Origin of the sequence: Rhizobium sp. NFR12 (assembly GCF_900108545.1) — a bacterium.
Taxonomy (GTDB): domain Bacteria; phylum Pseudomonadota; class Alphaproteobacteria; order Rhizobiales; family Rhizobiaceae; genus Neorhizobium; species Neorhizobium soli.
Window position 1 is genome coordinate 1 of the sequence record NZ_FNWM01000007.1, and the last position, 16,317, is coordinate 16,317.

Sequence of the window (16,317 nt, forward strand, 5' to 3'; positions counted from 1 at the left end):
ATGTCCTTATGGAACGCCTTACCGTCTGCCATCTTGTCCGACTTATAGTCCTGGCGCTCGTAATACTTGTTCGCCCGCTCGATGACGGGAGCCAGTTGCTGGTAGGTCTCGACATAGGCTGTCATGGCAGCGTCAAGCTCCGGCAGCTTTGGCTCTTCCTGAGCGGAAGCCAAGGCTTTGCCCGCCAACTCTCTCACGTCGTATAGAGAGTACATGCCATAGATGATGCGCTCCTTGCCGGTCGGGCCCTTCTTCATGTCGACCCAACTGTCGTAACGCTGTAGCGACTCGGACGCGCGCAGGGTTTGGTTGAGAAACTCGACGTACGTGTTCATCTTGCCCATCGCCGCGTCAGATACGGTGGCATCGGGTGGCGACTGGGCCTGTACGGGGGATGTCCCCAAAAGATATGGGACCGAACCCTGAAGGATCAGGACCAGAACCGAGGCGGTAACCGCCTTTGCGAGCGTCTTCATCGGATGCATTTCCCCATCGATCAGACAGCTATTTGTCGCGCTGGATCGCCAGATCAAGGCCAGGCTTGGATCGCGTCCATTCGAAGGACTGCGGCTTTGGTCAATGAGCCGCCAGCCTTCACGCCGCTGCTGTATCCGGCTCTGATACTCAAGCCTCTCAGCATGCCGCAGCACGAGACGGAGAGACGCAGCAAAATGGTCGCGTGTTGACTACCTCGCCAATTTTCACTATTCTGTATCTGTTCATTATACTGAACTTTTGAAGACAGAGGTTATCGTGAGCGGTCGTGGTGTCGAGCGTGTTTTGGATATGATCGAGTGGTTTGCGGCTTCACCGGAGGGCGCGAGCCTTTCAGAGATCGCGGCTGCACTTGCCATGCCCAAGTCGAGCGCGCTTCTCATGCTGCAATCGCTGGCCGAGCGCGGCTACATACACCGACTGGGCAGCGGTGAGTACCAACTCATCAGGCTCCCGGGTGAGATCTCTGCAGACGGTCCAAACTACGGGGCGCTGATTGCGCTTGTGTCACCTTATCTCTTGAATGCCGTCCAAGAGACGGGGGAGAGCGGGTTCATCGCCGTGCTGGAAGGTCCATCGATCCGCTATCTCAACAAAGTGCTACCCAAGCGAGAGATCCTTTACGATCGCGACATCGTGCCGACGCGTCCAGCACACAAGGTTGCGAGCGGCGTCGTTCTCTTGGCATCGGGCAGCGATGCGGATGTGGAAGCCTATGCGGAAGCGTCGTCCCTGTCCGAGGATGAGCAGTCGAAACTTCAAGAAGCCATCGCCAGTGCGCGCGCATCAGGTTTTTACGTCAATGAGATGGGTGTCGTTGAAGGTGCTGCCGGTGCTGCAGCGCCGATCATTGCTGCAAATGGCAAAGCCATCGCTGCTTTCAATATATCTGGCCCGCAAGGGCGCTTCATTCAAAATTCCGACCGCATCAGTCACGTGGTCAGGGAAACTGCAGTCGCGATTACCGAGGAGTTGGCGCGCCGCAGTCGTCGTTTATCCAAAGGGAGGTAAGGAATGAAATTTGTAACATTTTCGGCCGTGGCCGGGCTTTTGGCCGGCATTGCCGGTTTCGCGCAGGCTCAGGATGCCCCAGCCGGTTATCCCGCTGATTACTCGAAGATCATCGAAGGCTCGCGCTCCGAAAAGGGCCTGATGATCTATTCCAACATGGCCGACAACAACTGGCAGCCGCTCATCAAGGGCTTTAACGCAAAGTATCCTTGGGTGAAGATCGAGACTGTCGATCTGGGGTCAGGCACTGTCCATTCGCGCTGGGAAGCCGAAAAAGGCTCGAGCGCCCGCACCGCCGACGTGCTGGTCTCTGGCGCCAACGACCGCTGGGCATCCTACGGCAAAGACGGCCTGATGGAGGATTACAAGAGCCCCGAGATCGCCAAGCTCCCGGAATTCGCCCACCCCTATCCCGGCGTGAATGTGCTTTCCACCGATCCGCTGGTCATCACGTACAATGCCGCTCTTCTGCCGGAAGATCAGCGCCCGAAAGGTTTCGCCTCACTGGTTGAAGACGCCGTTGCCGATCCGGATACGTTCAAGGAAAAGATTACCACCTACGATGCGGCCCGCAACAGCTTCGGCCTTACTGCATGGTGGGCCTATATGGACAAGAAAGGTGAAGCCGGCTGGGCCGGACTTCGCAAGATCGGTCCGATGATCCGCGGCGAAACCTCGGGCGGTCCGATGAACGAGAAGATCGCCACCGGCGAATATCTCATGGGCATTGCCGTTTCCGGCATCACCATCTTCCCGCGCCTCGAACAGCCGGGTGGCGAAATCCTCGGCTTTGCCTTTCCAGACGACGGCACGATCATGATGCTGCGCGGCATGGGTATTCCGAAGGGCGCGGCTAATCCGAACTCAGCAAAACTCTTCGTCGATTATGCGCTGAGCCAGGATGGCCAGACTCAGGTCGGCAAGGGCGGTCTTGTGCCTTATCGCGAGGACGTTCCAGAGGACGAGGTTCGCTACACGTTTCAGAAGATAAGCGAAATCGTCGGCAAGGATAATGTGATCACGGCCGGTTTCGACCAGCGCTTGATTACGGAAGCCGGTCCCTTCGTCGCAAAGTGGAACGCTGCGATCGCCGGCAAGTAAGCCGAGCCAAAGGGCCGACTGGTCGTCGGCCCTTCCATCAACCCTGACAGGAAATATCGATGACGGATATCAGCCACCCCGGCACGGCCGGACGGGGGATAGACCGATCGCGTGCGATCTACTGGGGCGTTGCGGCGCTGACGACGATCCTCGTATTCGGTCCGATCACCCCGATTGTCTTCCAGGCCTTCCTCGACAAGCCGCTCTACGACGATACGGCTGTCATGACGGTCGGCAATTTCAGCCGCCTGTTTAGCGAACCGGGCATAGCCGGCGTCTTCTTCAACACCCTTTATTTCGGTGCGTTGACGATGGTCGTCGCGCAGGTCTTCGGTGCTGTCATGGCGGTGCTCGTCGGTCGTACCAACCTGCCGGGTCGCAAGTGGCTGGGCGAGATCTTTATCTGGCCGCTGTTCGTCTCGAACCTCGTCATCGCCTTCGGCTGGTTCACCATGTACGGACCGTCAGGCTTCATGACGCTGGCGGCGAAAACCTATCTCGGCGGTGCGCCTTGGAATCTCTACAGTGTCACTGGCATGGGTATCGTCGCAGGTCTCAGCCAGGCGCCGCTCACCTATCTCATGTGTCTTGCCGCCGTCACAAAGGCCGACCCGCTGCTCGAAGATGCGGCGCGCTCGACCGGAGCTGGTCCCTTCCGAGCCCTGTTTTCGGTCACCATCCCAATGATCCGTCCCGCGATCATCTATTCGGCCGTGCTGAACTTCGTCGTTGGCATCGAGATGTTGGCCATCCCGCTGCTGTTCGGCGGTCCGTCTGGAATTCAGACGGTCACGACCTTTCTCTATAACGCCGGCATCAACGCTGCGGTACGGCCAGAATACGGAATTGTGGGCGCGGCTGCCGTCATCCTACTGGTCGTCGTTGCCTTGCTTGTCTGGTTACAGGGCTTTCTGATGAAAGGCGCTGGCCGCTTCGTCACCGTGCGCGGCAAGGCAAGCCGTCCCTCGACGCTCGATCTCGGTGCCTGGCGCTGGCCGGCGTTCCTGTTCGTCTTCGCATTCGCATTCCTGACGATCATTTCAATCTTCGGAGGCATTTTTCTACGCTCGGCGGTGAGCTTCCTCACACCGCTCATACCAGTCTGGAAGGTGTTGACGACCGCCAATTTCGAGCAGGTTCTTGGCTCGGCCACCTACGTGCGCTCGATCGTCAATTCCGTTCTGGTCGCGACGATCGGTGCTGCGATCGGCACATTCTTCATTCTGGTCATCGCGTTGGTCGCCCGCCGGTCTGATTTCAAGCATAGCCGGGCGCTAGAATATATCGCGCTCTTCCCGCGCGCGCTTCCCGGCATCATCGCGGGTCTCGGGTTCTTCTACGCAGTTATCTGGCTGCCCGGAGCAGACGTCATCCGCGGCACGATCGCGGTGCTGATCCTTGCTTTCATGATCCGCTATATTCCGGTCGGCTTTGGTGCCATCGCGCCGGCGCTTGCTCAGGTCGGTGAGGAACTCGACCGCGGTGCGCGCATTTCCGGCGCCGACTGGTGGACGACCGTGACACGCATCATTGTGCCGATCCTCAAGCCCGCGCTGTTCAGCTGCTATGCGTTGCTGTTCATCCACTTCTTCAAGGAATACGTGACGGCGGCCTTCCTCTATCAACCGGGGTCCGAAATCATCGGCACCACCATGCTGCAGCTTGTCGCTCAAGGTGACAACGGCCCGGTCTCCGCCCTCGCAACCATACAAGTCGTCATTACCGCCGCGTTCGTGATCATCGCTCGCCGCGTCATGGGAGCCAAAATCTATGGCTGATCTCGTCCTTCAGAACCTGACCATCAAGTACGGCGCCGTCACGGCTGTCGATAACCTCAACATCCATGTTCAATCCGGAGAGTTTCTGACGTTGCTCGGGCCGTCCGGCTGCGGCAAGTCGACCTCGCTGTTCGCGGTCGCCGGTCTCAACCATGCTACGTCGGGAACGATCCGCATCGGCGACCGAATCCTGTTCGATGGCAACGCCAAAAACACGGTACCGCCGGAGAAGCGCAATATCGGTCTGGTATTCCAGTCCTACGCACTGTGGCCACACAAGACCGTTGCCGAGAACCTCGCTTTTCCTCTGACGCTCCGAAAGATTGGAAGAGCCGAGCGTGACGAGCGCATCCGGGAATCGCTCGGCCTCGTGGAAATGCTTCCCTATGCGGACCGCTTTCCGTTCGAACTTTCCGGTGGCCAGCAGCAGCGCGTCGCACTTGCTCGAGCCCTCGTCTACCGCCCGCCGCTTCTGCTCCTCGACGAGCCGCTTTCCAACCTCGATGCCAAACTGCGCGAGCGTGCCCGCGTCTGGCTCCGAGAGCTGCAGGAACGATTGAAGGTCACCACCATCTACGTCACCCACGACCAGGCAGAGGCACTGGCCGTTTCCGACCGGATTGCGGTGATGAGCATGGGACGGATGCGCCAGCTCGGCACGCCGCGCGAAATCTACGAGCGACCAGCCGACAGCTTTGTCGCGGACTTTATTGGCTCGTCTAACTTTTTCGACGGAACGATGGTCGAGAACGGTGCCGACAAAGCCCGCATCCGCTTGGCCGATGGCAGCGAGCTCGTCACGCCCCCCGGTGCCGCAGGCAAGGACGGTTCCGTCGTCGTTGCCATCCGCCCTGAAAAGATCGAGCTCACGAGCGAGGCCGGCCCGAACACGATGCGGGTGTCGATCGATCAGCGGACCTATCTCGGCTCGGTCTGGCAATATGCGGTCCGGTCGGGCCCGATCGAGTTCCGGGTTCAGACGCCTTCAGAGCTGAAGCAGGATTCGATCCTCGTGCGCATTCCTCAGGAACATTGCGCCGTCTTCCCCGACAAGCCCGGCGCGAATTGAGGTTTTCATGGCAGAGACGAAAACAACCGTCCGGTTTCAGCCGGAACAAAAGGGCCCGCTGCACGGTATCCGGGTCATTGACCTCAGCCGCGTGGTTGCCGGAAACATGCTGTCGCTGCAGCTCGGCGATTTCGGCGCCGACGTCGTCAAGGTGGAGCCGCCACAGGGTGATGCGCTGCGCGAATGGCGCGACCATGGCCATTCGCTTCACTGGAAAACCTATGGCCGAAACAAGCGCTCGATCGCGCTCAACCTGCGGCAGCCGCAGGCGCTGAGAACCCTGAAGAAGCTGCTGGAAACGGCGGATGTTTTCATCGAAAACTTTCGGCCGGGCACGCTGGAGGAAATGGGGCTTTCGCCGCAAAGCCTCCTGGAAATCAACCCGGGGCTTATCATCGTGCGGATCTCGGGCTTTGGCCAGACCGGCCCCTATGCCAAGCTGCCCGGCTTCGGCACGTTGGTCGAGGCGATGAGCGGCTTTGCCTCGCGCACCGGTTTTCCGGATCGCGAACCGGTACTGCCACCTCTGGCGCTGGCGGACATGATCTCAGGACTGACGGGTGCCAATGCCGTAATGATGGCGCTGTTTGCCCGCGAACGCGGTGACGCCGAGGGTCAGGTGATCGATCTTTCCCTGCTGGAGCCGATCTTCGCCTCGCTTGGGCCGGAAGCATCGATCTATAGCGTCACTGGCAAGGTCAAGCAGCGCTCCGGCTCAGGCTCCAATACGGTCTCACCGCGCAACGTCTATCTGTGCAGCGACGGCAAATATGTGGCGCTTTCGGGATCGACCCAGGTCATCGCGATGCGGATTTTCGACATTGTCGGCCGCCCGGAGATGAAGGACGATCCGCGGTTTTCGACCAATGTCGAACGTGTCCGCCATCGTGAGCTGGTGGATGAAGCACTCGGCGCGTGGTTCGTCACCCGCACCCGCGACGATGCGTTGAAAGCCATGCGTGCCGCTGGCGCAACCGTTGGTCCGGTCTATGACATTGCCGATATCAGCACAGACCCGCATTTTGCCGAGCGAGAAATCGTCGTGGATGTGGAAGATGCCGATCTCGGCAGCATTCCGCAACACAACATTTTTCCGCGCTTCTCGACGACTCCAGGGGGCTTTCGTCATCCGGCACCGGGCATCGGAGAACAGACCGAAGAAATCCTTGCCGAGATCGGCATGACCTTGGCTGACCTGGAGGACAAGGCATGATCTCGTCACTCCTCTACGTACCGGGCAACGCGCCCCGTTTTCTGGAAAAGGCCGGTCAGCGCGGGGCCGATGCCGTTATCGTCGATCTTGAAGATGCCTTACCCGAGGCAGCCAAGACCGAAGCCCGAGATGGATTGGCGAGATGGGTACCGGCGATCAAGAAGGCCGGCGGCCGGGTGTTCGTGCGCGTCAACCACTCCGAGCGGCTGATCGAGGACGCGATCGCCGCGACGCAAGCCGGTGCCGACGGACTTTACGTCCCGAAGGTCTGCAGCCCCGATGTTCTCGTCCGTTTGGCGAAGAGCCTCGAAAACCACGAAAAGGATCGCTCGCCGATCGCCTTCGTGCCGCTGATAGAGGACATGCAGGGCCTGTTCGAGGTTCGGTCCATTGCCAAGGGGCCGCGCGTCATGGCCCTTGCCTGCGGCGGCGAGGATCTTGCGACCGCCATGGATGCGAAGCCGACGCCGGAGGTGCTGCGTTATCCCAAGCTCATGATCCATTACGCGGCCAAGGAGGCCGGCGTGCTGTCTCTCGGGCTTCTCAGAACCATCGCGGATTTCGCCGACAAGGAGGCCCTTCGCGCCGCCGTACTGGAGGCGCGTGACTTCGGTTTTGACGGGGCAAGCTGCATTCACCCTTCCGTCGTTCCTATCCTCAACGAAGGTTTCGCGCCAAGTCCGCAGGAGGTCGCCTGGGCGCTGAAAGTCGTTGCCGCTAACGAGAGAGAGGCGACCGCTGGACGAGGCGCCTTCATGCTGGACGGCAAGTTTATCGACGCGCCGATCGTCACGCGCGCCGAAAATCTAATTCGCAAATCGCAGAAAGGACGCGCTAGCTGATGATCCATGACATCATCCAAGGGGTCGAGCACGGCATGCGTGGCCGACGCATCCTTGTGAGCCACAACCAGATCGCTGAAAAGGCGATCAGACTGTTGAATGCGCATGATATCGACGTGTTCTTCTCGCCACCCTACGATCCGTCCGATGTGGTGGCCAAGCGCGCCGCCGATCTCAAGATTGACGGACTGATGGTGCGCCAAGGCCGCATCGACGAAGCGGTGATTTCCGCTTCTCCCAATCTCAAGGTCATCGCCAAGCATGGCGTCGGTGTCGACAATGTCGATATCATCGCCGCCGCCAAGCTTGGCATCCCCGTGCTTCGGGCGATGGGCTCGAATTCGCGTGCCGTCGCCGAGCACACGATCGCGCTGGTGCTCAGTCTGATCAAGGAAATACTGCCGCTCGATCGCGCCGTGAAAAGCGGTGAATGGCCGAAGCCGACATTTATCGGCAAGGATTTCCTAGGCGCCACGATAGGTCTTGTCGGTTACGGCGGGATCGGTCGCGAGACGGCACGCATGGCCGAATCTCTTGGCATGGAAGTCGTGGTCTATGACCCTTTCGCGCCGGACGCAGCAGAAGCCGATGGTTTCGCAACTTCAGACGATATCGACGCCATGCTGCCGGCGCTGGACATTCTCAGCATTCACTGCCCGCTGACCGCGGCAACACGCGATCTGATCGACGCGAGGAGGCTCGCAATGATGAAGAATTCCGCGGTTCTGGTGAACACGGCACGCGGCGGCATTGTCAACGAAGCGGCACTTGCAGAGGCTCTTGCCGCTGGGACTGTCGCAGGCGCCGCTCTCGACAGTTTCGCCACCGAGCCGCCGGCGGCCGACAACCCGCTCTGGACCTTCAACACGCTGATCGCAACGCCACACATCGGCGGTGTCACATATGGCTCCGCCGATGCGATGGCGATCATCGCCGCGCATCACATTATCAGCGTTCTCGACGGCAATGCGCCGGACGAACGCTCGATTGCACGCCCAACCGAACTTTCTGCTTGAGGTATTCATGACGTACGGATTTCGCATCAAACTAAACTGGGACCGCGTCGAGCCGGCGCTTGTCCAGTCCTTCCGAAGCCTTCCCGTTGCCAATGTGAGCGATTCTATGTCGCGCATCTGTGCGCTCGGCACAGGATTGCGGCCGATGCATAAGTCGGGCAACCTTGCAGGTCCGGCGCTGACCGTCCGGACCCGGCCGGGTGACAACCTGATGCTGCACAAGGCAATCGACATGGCTCAGCCAGGCGACGTAATCGTCGTTGATGCTGCCGCGGATTTGGCCAATTCGTTGATGGGCGAGCTGATGCTTGCCCATGCCATCCGGCGCGGCGTGGCCGGCTTCGTGCTGAACGGCGCCATCCGCGACGCCGAAGCCTTTTTGGAACGGAACATTCCAACTTTCGCCGTCGGCGTGACCCATCGAGGCCCCTATCGCACCGGCCCTGGAGAAATCGGTCTTCCGATTGCGATCAACGGCACCGTCATAGAACCGGGCGACCTAATCCTTGGCGATCTCGACGGCGTCGTCAGCGTGCCGAAGGTCGATGCGCATGATATTTTGACGGCCACGATCAAGAAGCACGACGCCGAAACCAAGCAGATGGCCGAGACCGAAGCTGGTACAGTCAACCGCGACTGGGTTGACAAGGTACTGAAGGAAGCCGGCTGCGAGTATATCGAGTGATGTGACGGAGCCATGGAGACAAGCGCGCCGGTCCGTGCCGGTCGGCCGCCGGAAAATCCCGCCCTCACTTTCCAACTATCGGCGCTTCTTGCGCCATGGCGCGTCCTTCTGCCAGTCGCCGGCCATGATGCTCCCGTATGGGATGACCTCGTCGACAATTTCGGCAAGGCCGTAATGTTCGATCTGCGACCGGACATTGGCGGCGTTCTTGTAGGCGCTCGGCAGCTCCGAAATATCGGGCGTGCCGGAGAAGAAGCGGGCGTCGAGGCCCGACGTCTCCCTCTCCATGACAGCCGCGATGTTATTCGGGCTGAGACCCCGGTTATCGGCGCCGAATTCCTCGCCGAGGCGACGTATATGCGCCGTACGCGAGAAATTGCGGCCGGCGCCATGCGGCGAGAAGCCGAGGCCATGGGGCGCATTCGAGCCGCGCACGATCAGGATCGGTTCGGCCATGTTGAGCGGGATGATCGTCAGATCGGTCGCGTCGTCCGCCCAGTTGTCGAAAGCTGGCGTGGCACCCTTACCATGGTAGAACAAACCGTCGGACTTGCGGAATACGAAGTTATGCTCGTTCCAAAAACGGTCGCTCACCTTCGCCGCCAGCTTTTCTGCCGTCATGTCATGGATGGCGTAGTGGTTTTCCTTCGTCCACTGGCGGATCGTCTGTAATGCCGACCAGTACATTTCCCCCTCTTCGCTCTCGGCCGGAATCCAGGCATTCTCCCGATGCGTTTCGGGCGAAAGCACTTCCCTGAACCGGTTGGCGATCTTCATGCCGCGATCATACAGTCGTGCGCCAGGAGCGCGCGACCCGTGATGGGTAACGAGCGCCGTCTCGCCGGTTGATTTCATCTGGCCGACATAGGCGAAATGATTGCCGTCGCCCTGCGTGGCGAATTGATCGATGCCCACACTGAGGATTTCCCTCAGCAAAGGGTTTGCGTGGAACGCCGACAATGTCGTCTCGGAAGGCTTGATCTGGGCGCCGCGCGGACGTCCGCCCGGACCGAAATGCGTCACCGCGTGGACGGCATCGAGCAAGGCCTTGGGCTCGATACCCGGGAAGATCGAGATCGCCATCGAGCAGCAGATATCGGCCGAATGCATGCCGGGGTGGATCGCTTCCGACGCCACCACGCCGCCAACCGGGATCGTGCCGACCGGGCCGGCGGGACAGGCGTCGGGCATGATCGCGGCTGCACGCACGACCGGCGTTCGGCAAAGCTCGCGCATCGTCGCACTCACCTTCTCGATATTGTCCTGTTCGAACGCGTTTTCGGCACGGATGTTCATATGGATCAGCACGTCATTTTGCGCCTTAAGCGGCAGGGTCGGCCCCGGCTGATAACCGCGGGCAACCGCCAGCGCATCGGTCGTAGAGCCGCCATCGCTCAGCACCCGGTTGGCCGCTTCCAGCGCATCTCGAAACCACTTGCCCTGGCTCATGCCGGCATCGATCAAGTCCTGTCCGCTCATTACCTCTGTCATTGTCTTCTCTGCGTTTGCAGTCCTTCTGGTTCACTTCAATTTCGTCACGCCACCTAGCCGACAAGCATTTGCAGGAGATCGCTCACCGCACGCATTCCATGGTCATGGCGCGATGCGGCCCCTGTAGTCTCCGGCGGCATTCGCCCAGGATCTTCTCGTCACCCCGGCGACGAGTTTTGACAGGACAGTTGTCTGAGCTACGCGTTACCTCACGGTAACCGGGATGAATCGAACACCCGACCTTCCCGCCGAAGATCGGCGGGCTGCTCTTTCCATGTAGTCCTGCCGGCATTCGCCGGGCATTTCGTTCCTTCAATTCCGCCGGCAACAAGGGTGGCGGGACAGTATTCTCTGAGCTACGCACTCCCTTCGGGAACGCGGGATGATTTGAACATCCGACACACCGACCGGAAACCGGGCGGCTGCTCTACCTGTAGTCCTGCCGGCATTTGCCGGGTCGTAGTCGCAGCGGCGACAAGTGTGGACGAAACCGGATGGTCCCGCTCATGCCAGAGAGCGTGTGCCAAGGAGGAGTCGAACCTGCCAGACCATCCAACGGTGCTGTAGTTTCGTCCGGCATTCGCCGCTGCAATTCACGTCAGAATGACAATCACCCGGAAACGTCCCGCCGGTCCTCCACGATGGGAGACGACGGCGGAGCAGGCTTCGAACCTGCAACTCCATTCGCGGAGCACCAATATCGTTTCCGGGCATTTGCCTCAGTCATCATGGCGACCAGTATTCGAGGAAACATCCGCTACCATTTGAGGTCGTGACTTCCCCTGCAGGGTTTGAACCTGCCGCGGCTGGTGTAGTTTCCTTTGCATTCGCCATGTCATTCGTCCGTGACGACGAGGTGTGGAGAAACGCCCTGCTCTATCCGCTGAGCTACGGGTCCACAAATTGGAGGACCCGGCGGGACTCGAACCCGCGACCTGGAGGGTGACAGCCTGTAGTTTCTCCGGCATTCGTCACGGTCTCCGCGCCGTTCACACCGGCGCGGAGGTATTGCTTTTGGCGTCAGAGTTCGATCGCCTCGATGGTTTTCACCCAGCTGTCTGCTCCCTTCGGATTGGCCGCGAAGGACGTGATGACCTCATAGACGGCATCCGAGAAGCCGCCGATGTTGAGTACGTCGTCGCGCGTCGGTGCCTGCGTTGTCGCATAGGGCTGGATATCGAGGCAGACCAGCTTTGCAGCCGGGTTGATCCTCTTGATCTTAGCCCACTCCGTCATCACACCTGTCGGCTGGCCGCTCTTGTCCACATCCACCCAGGACTGGTTGTCCGAGATAAACACGACGAGATCGACCTTCGCCTTCTCGTCTGCGAGCTTGCGCAGCGGCGCGGAACAGTTCGTTCGGCCGCCGCCGACTGCGGCCAGCTTCGTGGCATTGGTCATCACTGAATCCCGACGGTTGAGCGAGATGCTCACGACGTCATTCTCGAACGGCAGCACCCGTGCCTTTGGGTTGCGCTGCAGGAACGCCGCGGTCATCAGACCGGCGACATCAATGCAGCGAACCGCTGATGTCGCGCCCTTGCGGAAACCGGTCACAGGCGAGCCCATGGAGCCGGAAACGTCCGGGCAGAGCACCACATTGCCGGCAAGCGACGGCACGTTGGAGATCGCAACATCCATCGCGGCCTGCAGCGCATTGCGCACGACATCAGGAACCTGGCCACTGACCGTCTTCCACGCCATCATCAGTTGATAGGGGAAGACCTTGGCCTTGCGAACCTCGTCCGGATCGGCCAACCGCGCAGCTAGCGCTTCGGCAAACCCTTCGACGTCGAACACGCCGTTGCGTGCGAAGGTGTTGAGGTTCTGCCGCACCATCTGCCAGCCGCCCTTTTCGGCGATCTCGACCCAATGCTCCCGCGTCAGCGGCAGAGAGGTCAGCATCTGGAACGGCACGTCCGGCACACGACCCGTCTGGTCGCGACGGAAGGCTTCCAGCGCCTTGACCAGGTCCGGCAATGCCGCATAGTCGTGCGGCTTGCCGATCGCCCAGGCATAGAGCGCCTTGCGTTCTTCCGACGCCGGCTTCGGGTGTACCATGCGGATCACGTCGGCGAGCGAAGGATCGTTGCCGACCAACGCTCGCAGGATCTGCTCGGTGCTTGCCCGTTCCAGCCATGCCTGCACCAGCTTCTTCGGCCGCGTGCCGAGCGACTTGCGTCCGGTGGCACCCGACCGCATCACCTGGACGAAACCACGCAGCATCTTGCCGCTCCTGATCACGCGCGGAAACGCACGGGCAAACGCCTCGCTCTGGAGACCGGACAACATGGCCAGCAGGGTGACCGGCATGTCCTTCATGTGGCCTTTGTCGGCAGCATGGATAGCCACCTTGGCCAGGAACTCCGGCTCGACCTGAAGCGCAAGCGCCTTGACCGCCTCCAACTGATCGGCACCATCCGCATAGAAGGTTCCGTTGAACGTGCCCGTCACGGCATACTGCGCCAGCGCTTCGCGCGGCGTCAGTGTGTAAGCCGGCGCAGCTTCGTGGTTTTTCGTGTCCGTGCCCGGAAGCAGTTTTCCGAGATAGGTTTTGAAGATCGCCTTGTTGACCATGACAGCACCTTTTCGTTGGTTCATGCCAGATACAATTCAAGACGCGTGCCAGTTTCCGGAATCCGTCTTTATTTCCAATAAATTCCTTCTAGGTACCTGTTATTGCGATATAAAAAATATTATCGATTAGAAGAAGATCCAATTTAAGGACACTTAGCTACCCAATAATGTATACCAAATGATCGTTCATTATAGAAACGGATAAGTCATGAAGCGGCGTGTTGCCATCAGCATACTGGGAACCACCCTGGACATGGGGAAATGGGACAACCGCTGGAGCCGCTGGCGACCCAATGTCGGGCTCTGCCAGCAAACCGGCCTGTTTATCGATCGGTTGGAACTCATCCATGACAATCATGCCAGCGCGCTAGCCAATCGGATCACCGCTGATATTGCGACAGTATCGCCGGCAACGGAGGTCCGAAGCAATGTCATCAACTTTCGTGATCCGTGGGATTTTTCAGAGGTCTACACAAATCTTCGGGATTTTTCCCGCGGCTACCAGTTTGATCCAGACACGGAGGAATATCTCGTCAACATTACTACCGGCACGCACGTAGCGCAGATCTGCTGGTTCCTGTTGACCGAGGCCCGCATCATTCCCGGCCAATTGCTGCAACTTTCGCCGCCACGCGACCGCGAACCGGACCAGGACTTCGCCGGCACGCACAGGATCATCGACCTAGACCTCTCGCGTTACGACGAGATCGCCAAGCGCTTCGCCTCCGAGCGTGAAGATGCCGCCTCGTTTCTGAAATCAGGGATTTCGACCCGCAACGCCGCCTTCAACCGGATGATCGACGAGATCGAGAAGGTGGTCATTCGCTCGAAAGCACCTGTTCTGCTGACCGGTCCGACGGGGGCGGGCAAATCCCAGCTTGCCCGCAGGATCTACGAACTCAAGAAGAGCCAGCGCAAGGTGAGCGGCCCTTTCATTGAGGTCAACTGCGCGACCCTGCGCGGCGACCAGGCGATGTCGACTCTCTTCGGCCACGTGAAAGGTGCATTTACGGGGGCCGCCGGTGAGCGTTCCGGATTGCTGAGGTCAGCGGACAAGGGCGTATTGTTTCTCGACGAGATCGGCGAACTGGGCATCGACGAGCAGGCCATGTGCCTGCGCGCAATCGAAGAGAAACGTTTCCTCCCCGTTGGCGCCGATCGGGAAGTTTCCGCCGATTTCCAGCTTCTAGCCGGCACGAATCGCGAGCTTGGCGAAGATGTGCGGAGGGGCAAGTTCCGGGAGGATCTCTACGCCCGCCTGAATCTCTGGACCTTCCAGTTGCCGGCCCTCCGAGAGCGCAAGGAGGACATCGAGCCCAATCTTGATTTCGAATTGAAGCGCTACCTGGAACGCGAAGGCGAAAACATCACCTTTAACAAGGAAGCACGCGAGCGTTACCTCAGCTTCGCAACCGGTCCGCATGGCGTCTGGAGCGCCAACTTCCGCGACCTGTCGGCCTCCATCACCCGCATGGCGACGTTGGCGCCCCACGGTCGGATCACCACGGACGTCGTCGATGACGAGGTTCGGCGGTTGAACACCTTTTGGCGCGCGTCATCAGACGGTCACGCGGCCGATACACTGATCGAGGAGTTCCTGGGTTCCGAAGCGGCCGCGTGCCTGGATCGCTTCGATGCAACCCAGCTTTCCGAAGTCATCCGCACCTGCAGGGAACACCCAACTGCGAGCGCCGCCGGCCGGGCCCTTTTCGCCAACTCGCGACTGGATAAGAAGAGCAGCAACGACGCGGATCGCCTCGTAAAATATCTGGCGCGGTTCAACCTGAAGTTCGATGACGTGCGAAAACGAGGCTAGCCGATCATTGGTGAGAACATGTTGCGGCGTGAGTGTGGCGTTTGATGAGAGCGCATCTTCGAAACAAAAACAGTGCCTCTTTAAAGCCGTTGGGAAAGTGCTGCAAACCCGAAGGCCAACCATGGCGGAGAGGGTGGGATTCGAACCCACGATACGGTTGCCCGTATGCCGCATTTCGAGTGCGGTGCTTTCGACCACTCAGCCACCTCTCCGCTTTGCTGGTCGGCGCATTTGATGCGCGGCTGTCTCATAGCGGCGAAAAATCGGGCTGGCAAGGGGTGAAATGCAAGTCTTCATATCCTTTCACCTTGACAGTTTTTAGGGCCTCGCGTAAGGCCGGACGCGTCGAAGTGTGGAAAAATGTCCAGATCAGACGTTGCGCGCCAAGGCGCGCAGAAAATCACCGGCAGATGCGTTCTGGAAGATCCTTCTTTCGCAACCCTGCTAAAGCCCGACTGAGAAAAAGACGGCCGTCCCTTTGGGGATAGAGCCGGAACGAACATGAAAGGATAACCAATGTTCGCAGTCATCAAGACCGGCGGTAAACAGTACCGCGTGGCCGCCAACGACGTGCTCACCATCGAAAAGCTGGAAGCAGACGCTGGCGCAATCGTAGAATTCAACGAAATCCTGGTCATCGGCGTCGGCGCCGATGCCAAGTTCGGCGCTCCCTTCGTTTCGGGTGCGACGGTCAAGGCTGAAGTTGTAGAGCATAACCGTGGCAAGAAGGTTCTTTCCTTCAAGAAGCGTCGCCGCCAGAATTCCAAGCGTATTCGCGGTCATCGCCAGCATCACACGGTCGTCCGCATCACGGACATCCTCGGCTAATCCAGGTTTTCGAAAGTTAAAGGAGAACACCAATGGCACATAAAAAAGCTGGCGGCTCGTCGCGTAACGGTCGCGATTCTCAGTCCAAGCGCCTTGGCGTGAAGAAGTTCGGTGGCGAAGTCGTCATTCCGGGCAACATTATCGTGCGTCAGCGCGGCACGCAGTGGCATCCGGGCGCCAATGTCGGCATCGGCACAGACCACACGATCTTCGCACTGACGGCAGGCAACGTGAATTACCGTACGCGCGCTAATGGCCGCGTATACGTGTCCGTTATGCCGAAAGCCGAAGCCGCAGAATAAAGCCGGCAAGCGTTAAGCAACCGGCGTCTCATCGACCCGGTTGAACGTTTGAAGGTTCAGTCAAAGAAAAGGGGAGATGGGGCGCTACCCATC

The 16,317-nt window shown here is 59.6% G+C and carries 14 protein-coding genes and 1 tRNA gene; 11 read left to right on the forward strand and 4 right to left on the reverse strand.

All coding sequences use genetic code 11. The features are described 5' to 3' along the window. The coding region (locus tag BLW69_RS21120) for a DUF3829 domain-containing protein (protein ID WP_139283917.1) at positions 1-476 on the reverse strand (476 nt) is incomplete at its 3' end. A gap of 277 nt (positions 477-753) precedes the next feature. Here BLW69_RS21120 and BLW69_RS21125 point away from each other — a divergent pair. The 8 genes from BLW69_RS21125 to BLW69_RS21160 are packed head-to-tail and all read left to right on the forward strand — an operon-like array spanning position 754 to position 9,210. Then, a complete protein-coding gene (locus tag BLW69_RS21125) occupies positions 754-1,506 on the forward strand; it encodes an IclR family transcriptional regulator (protein ID WP_092665052.1) in 753 nt (250 codons plus the stop codon). A 3-nt stretch (positions 1,507-1,509) separates the two neighbouring features. Beyond that, positions 1,510-2,607, forward strand: a complete 1,098-nt coding sequence (locus BLW69_RS21130) for an ABC transporter substrate-binding protein (RefSeq protein WP_092665055.1) — start codon at positions 1,510-1,512, stop codon at positions 2,605-2,607. A 59-nt stretch (positions 2,608-2,666) separates the two neighbouring features. Further along, on the forward strand, positions 2,667-4,385 hold the full coding sequence (locus BLW69_RS21135; protein ID WP_092665058.1) for an ABC transporter permease: 1,719 nt from the start codon (positions 2,667-2,669) through the stop codon (positions 4,383-4,385). Beyond that, the gene (locus BLW69_RS21140; RefSeq protein WP_092665061.1) at positions 4,378-5,454 is read left to right on the forward strand and encodes an ABC transporter ATP-binding protein; all 1,077 of its coding nucleotides are present in this window, start codon (positions 4,378-4,380) and stop codon (positions 5,452-5,454) included. The genes BLW69_RS21135 and BLW69_RS21140 overlap by 8 nt, the downstream gene beginning before the upstream one ends. 7 nt (positions 5,455-5,461) lie before the next feature. Then, complete coding sequence (locus BLW69_RS21145; RefSeq protein ID WP_092665064.1) at positions 5,462-6,667, forward strand: CaiB/BaiF CoA transferase family protein; 1,206 nt, start codon at positions 5,462-5,464, stop codon at positions 6,665-6,667. Further along, entirely contained in the window at positions 6,664-7,509 is an 846-nt protein-coding gene (locus BLW69_RS21150; RefSeq protein ID WP_092665067.1) for an HpcH/HpaI aldolase/citrate lyase family protein, read from the forward strand. The genes BLW69_RS21145 and BLW69_RS21150 overlap by 4 nt, the downstream gene beginning before the upstream one ends. After that, the gene (locus tag BLW69_RS21155) at positions 7,509-8,525 is read left to right on the forward strand and encodes a hydroxyacid dehydrogenase (RefSeq protein WP_244508920.1); all 1,017 of its coding nucleotides are present in this window, start codon (positions 7,509-7,511) and stop codon (positions 8,523-8,525) included. Before BLW69_RS21150 ends, BLW69_RS21155 begins: the two co-directional genes overlap by 1 nt. Before the next feature lie 7 nt (positions 8,526-8,532). Beyond that, entirely contained in the window at positions 8,533-9,210 is a 678-nt protein-coding gene (locus BLW69_RS21160) for an RraA family protein (RefSeq protein ID WP_092665070.1), read from the forward strand. 75 nt (positions 9,211-9,285) lie between these two features. Here BLW69_RS21160 and BLW69_RS21165 read toward each other — a convergent pair whose 3' ends face one another. Both BLW69_RS21165 and BLW69_RS21170 read right to left on the reverse strand, forming a co-directional pair. Next, complete coding sequence (locus BLW69_RS21165) at positions 9,286-10,689, reverse strand: RtcB family protein (protein ID WP_092665073.1); 1,404 nt, start codon at positions 10,687-10,689, stop codon at positions 9,286-9,288. 1,032 nt (positions 10,690-11,721) lie between these two features. Next, positions 11,722-13,278 (reverse strand): RNA-binding protein, encoded by a 1,557-nt coding sequence (locus BLW69_RS21170; protein ID WP_092665076.1) that lies wholly within the window; start codon positions 13,276-13,278, stop codon positions 11,722-11,724. A 208-nt stretch (positions 13,279-13,486) separates the two neighbouring features. On the opposite strand from BLW69_RS21170, the gene rtcR reads away from it, so the two are divergent. Next, positions 13,487-15,094 (forward strand): RNA repair transcriptional activator RtcR, encoded by a 1,608-nt coding sequence (gene rtcR, locus BLW69_RS21175; protein WP_092665079.1) that lies wholly within the window; start codon positions 13,487-13,489, stop codon positions 15,092-15,094. A 122-nt stretch (positions 15,095-15,216) separates the two neighbouring features. Here the strand turns inward: rtcR and BLW69_RS21180 are convergent. Continuing rightward, positions 15,217-15,306 (reverse strand) — tRNA-Ser (locus BLW69_RS21180). 304 nt (positions 15,307-15,610) lie between these two features. On the opposite strand from BLW69_RS21180, the gene rplU reads away from it, so the two are divergent. Beyond that, positions 15,611-15,922: a 50S ribosomal protein L21 gene (gene rplU / locus BLW69_RS21185; protein WP_092665082.1), complete on the forward strand. Its 312-nt coding sequence runs from the start codon at positions 15,611-15,613 to the stop codon at positions 15,920-15,922. Positions 15,923-15,954: 32 nt separating this feature from the next. Beyond that, complete coding sequence (gene rpmA / locus BLW69_RS21190) at positions 15,955-16,224, forward strand: 50S ribosomal protein L27 (RefSeq protein WP_062462735.1); 270 nt, start codon at positions 15,955-15,957, stop codon at positions 16,222-16,224. The last annotated feature ends 93 nt before the right edge of the window (positions 16,225-16,317 follow it).

Coding starts and splice junctions, on each gene's coding strand:
- BLW69_RS21130 (WP_092665055.1), top strand. CDS start 1,510: ATGAAATTTGTAACATTTTCGGCCGTGGCCGGGCTTTTGGCCGGCATT.
- BLW69_RS21135 (WP_092665058.1), top strand. CDS start 2,667: ATGACGGATATCAGCCACCCCGGCACGGCCGGACGGGGGATAGACCGA.
- BLW69_RS21140 (WP_092665061.1), top strand. CDS start 4,378: ATGGCTGATCTCGTCCTTCAGAACCTGACCATCAAGTACGGCGCCGTC.
- BLW69_RS21145 (WP_092665064.1), top strand. CDS start 5,462: ATGGCAGAGACGAAAACAACCGTCCGGTTTCAGCCGGAACAAAAGGGC.
- BLW69_RS21150 (WP_092665067.1), top strand. CDS start 6,664: ATGATCTCGTCACTCCTCTACGTACCGGGCAACGCGCCCCGTTTTCTG.
- BLW69_RS21155 (WP_244508920.1), top strand. CDS start 7,509: ATGATCCATGACATCATCCAAGGGGTCGAGCACGGCATGCGTGGCCGA.
- BLW69_RS21160 (WP_092665070.1), top strand. CDS start 8,533: ATGACGTACGGATTTCGCATCAAACTAAACTGGGACCGCGTCGAGCCG.
- BLW69_RS21165 (WP_092665073.1), bottom strand. CDS start 10,689: ATGAGCGGACAGGACTTGATCGATGCCGGCATGAGCCAGGGCAAGTGG.
- BLW69_RS21170 (WP_092665076.1), bottom strand. CDS start 13,278: ATGGTCAACAAGGCGATCTTCAAAACCTATCTCGGAAAACTGCTTCCG.
- rtcR (WP_092665079.1), top strand. CDS start 13,487: ATGAAGCGGCGTGTTGCCATCAGCATACTGGGAACCACCCTGGACATG.
- rplU (WP_092665082.1), top strand. CDS start 15,611: ATGTTCGCAGTCATCAAGACCGGCGGTAAACAGTACCGCGTGGCCGCC.
- rpmA (WP_062462735.1), top strand. CDS start 15,955: ATGGCACATAAAAAAGCTGGCGGCTCGTCGCGTAACGGTCGCGATTCT.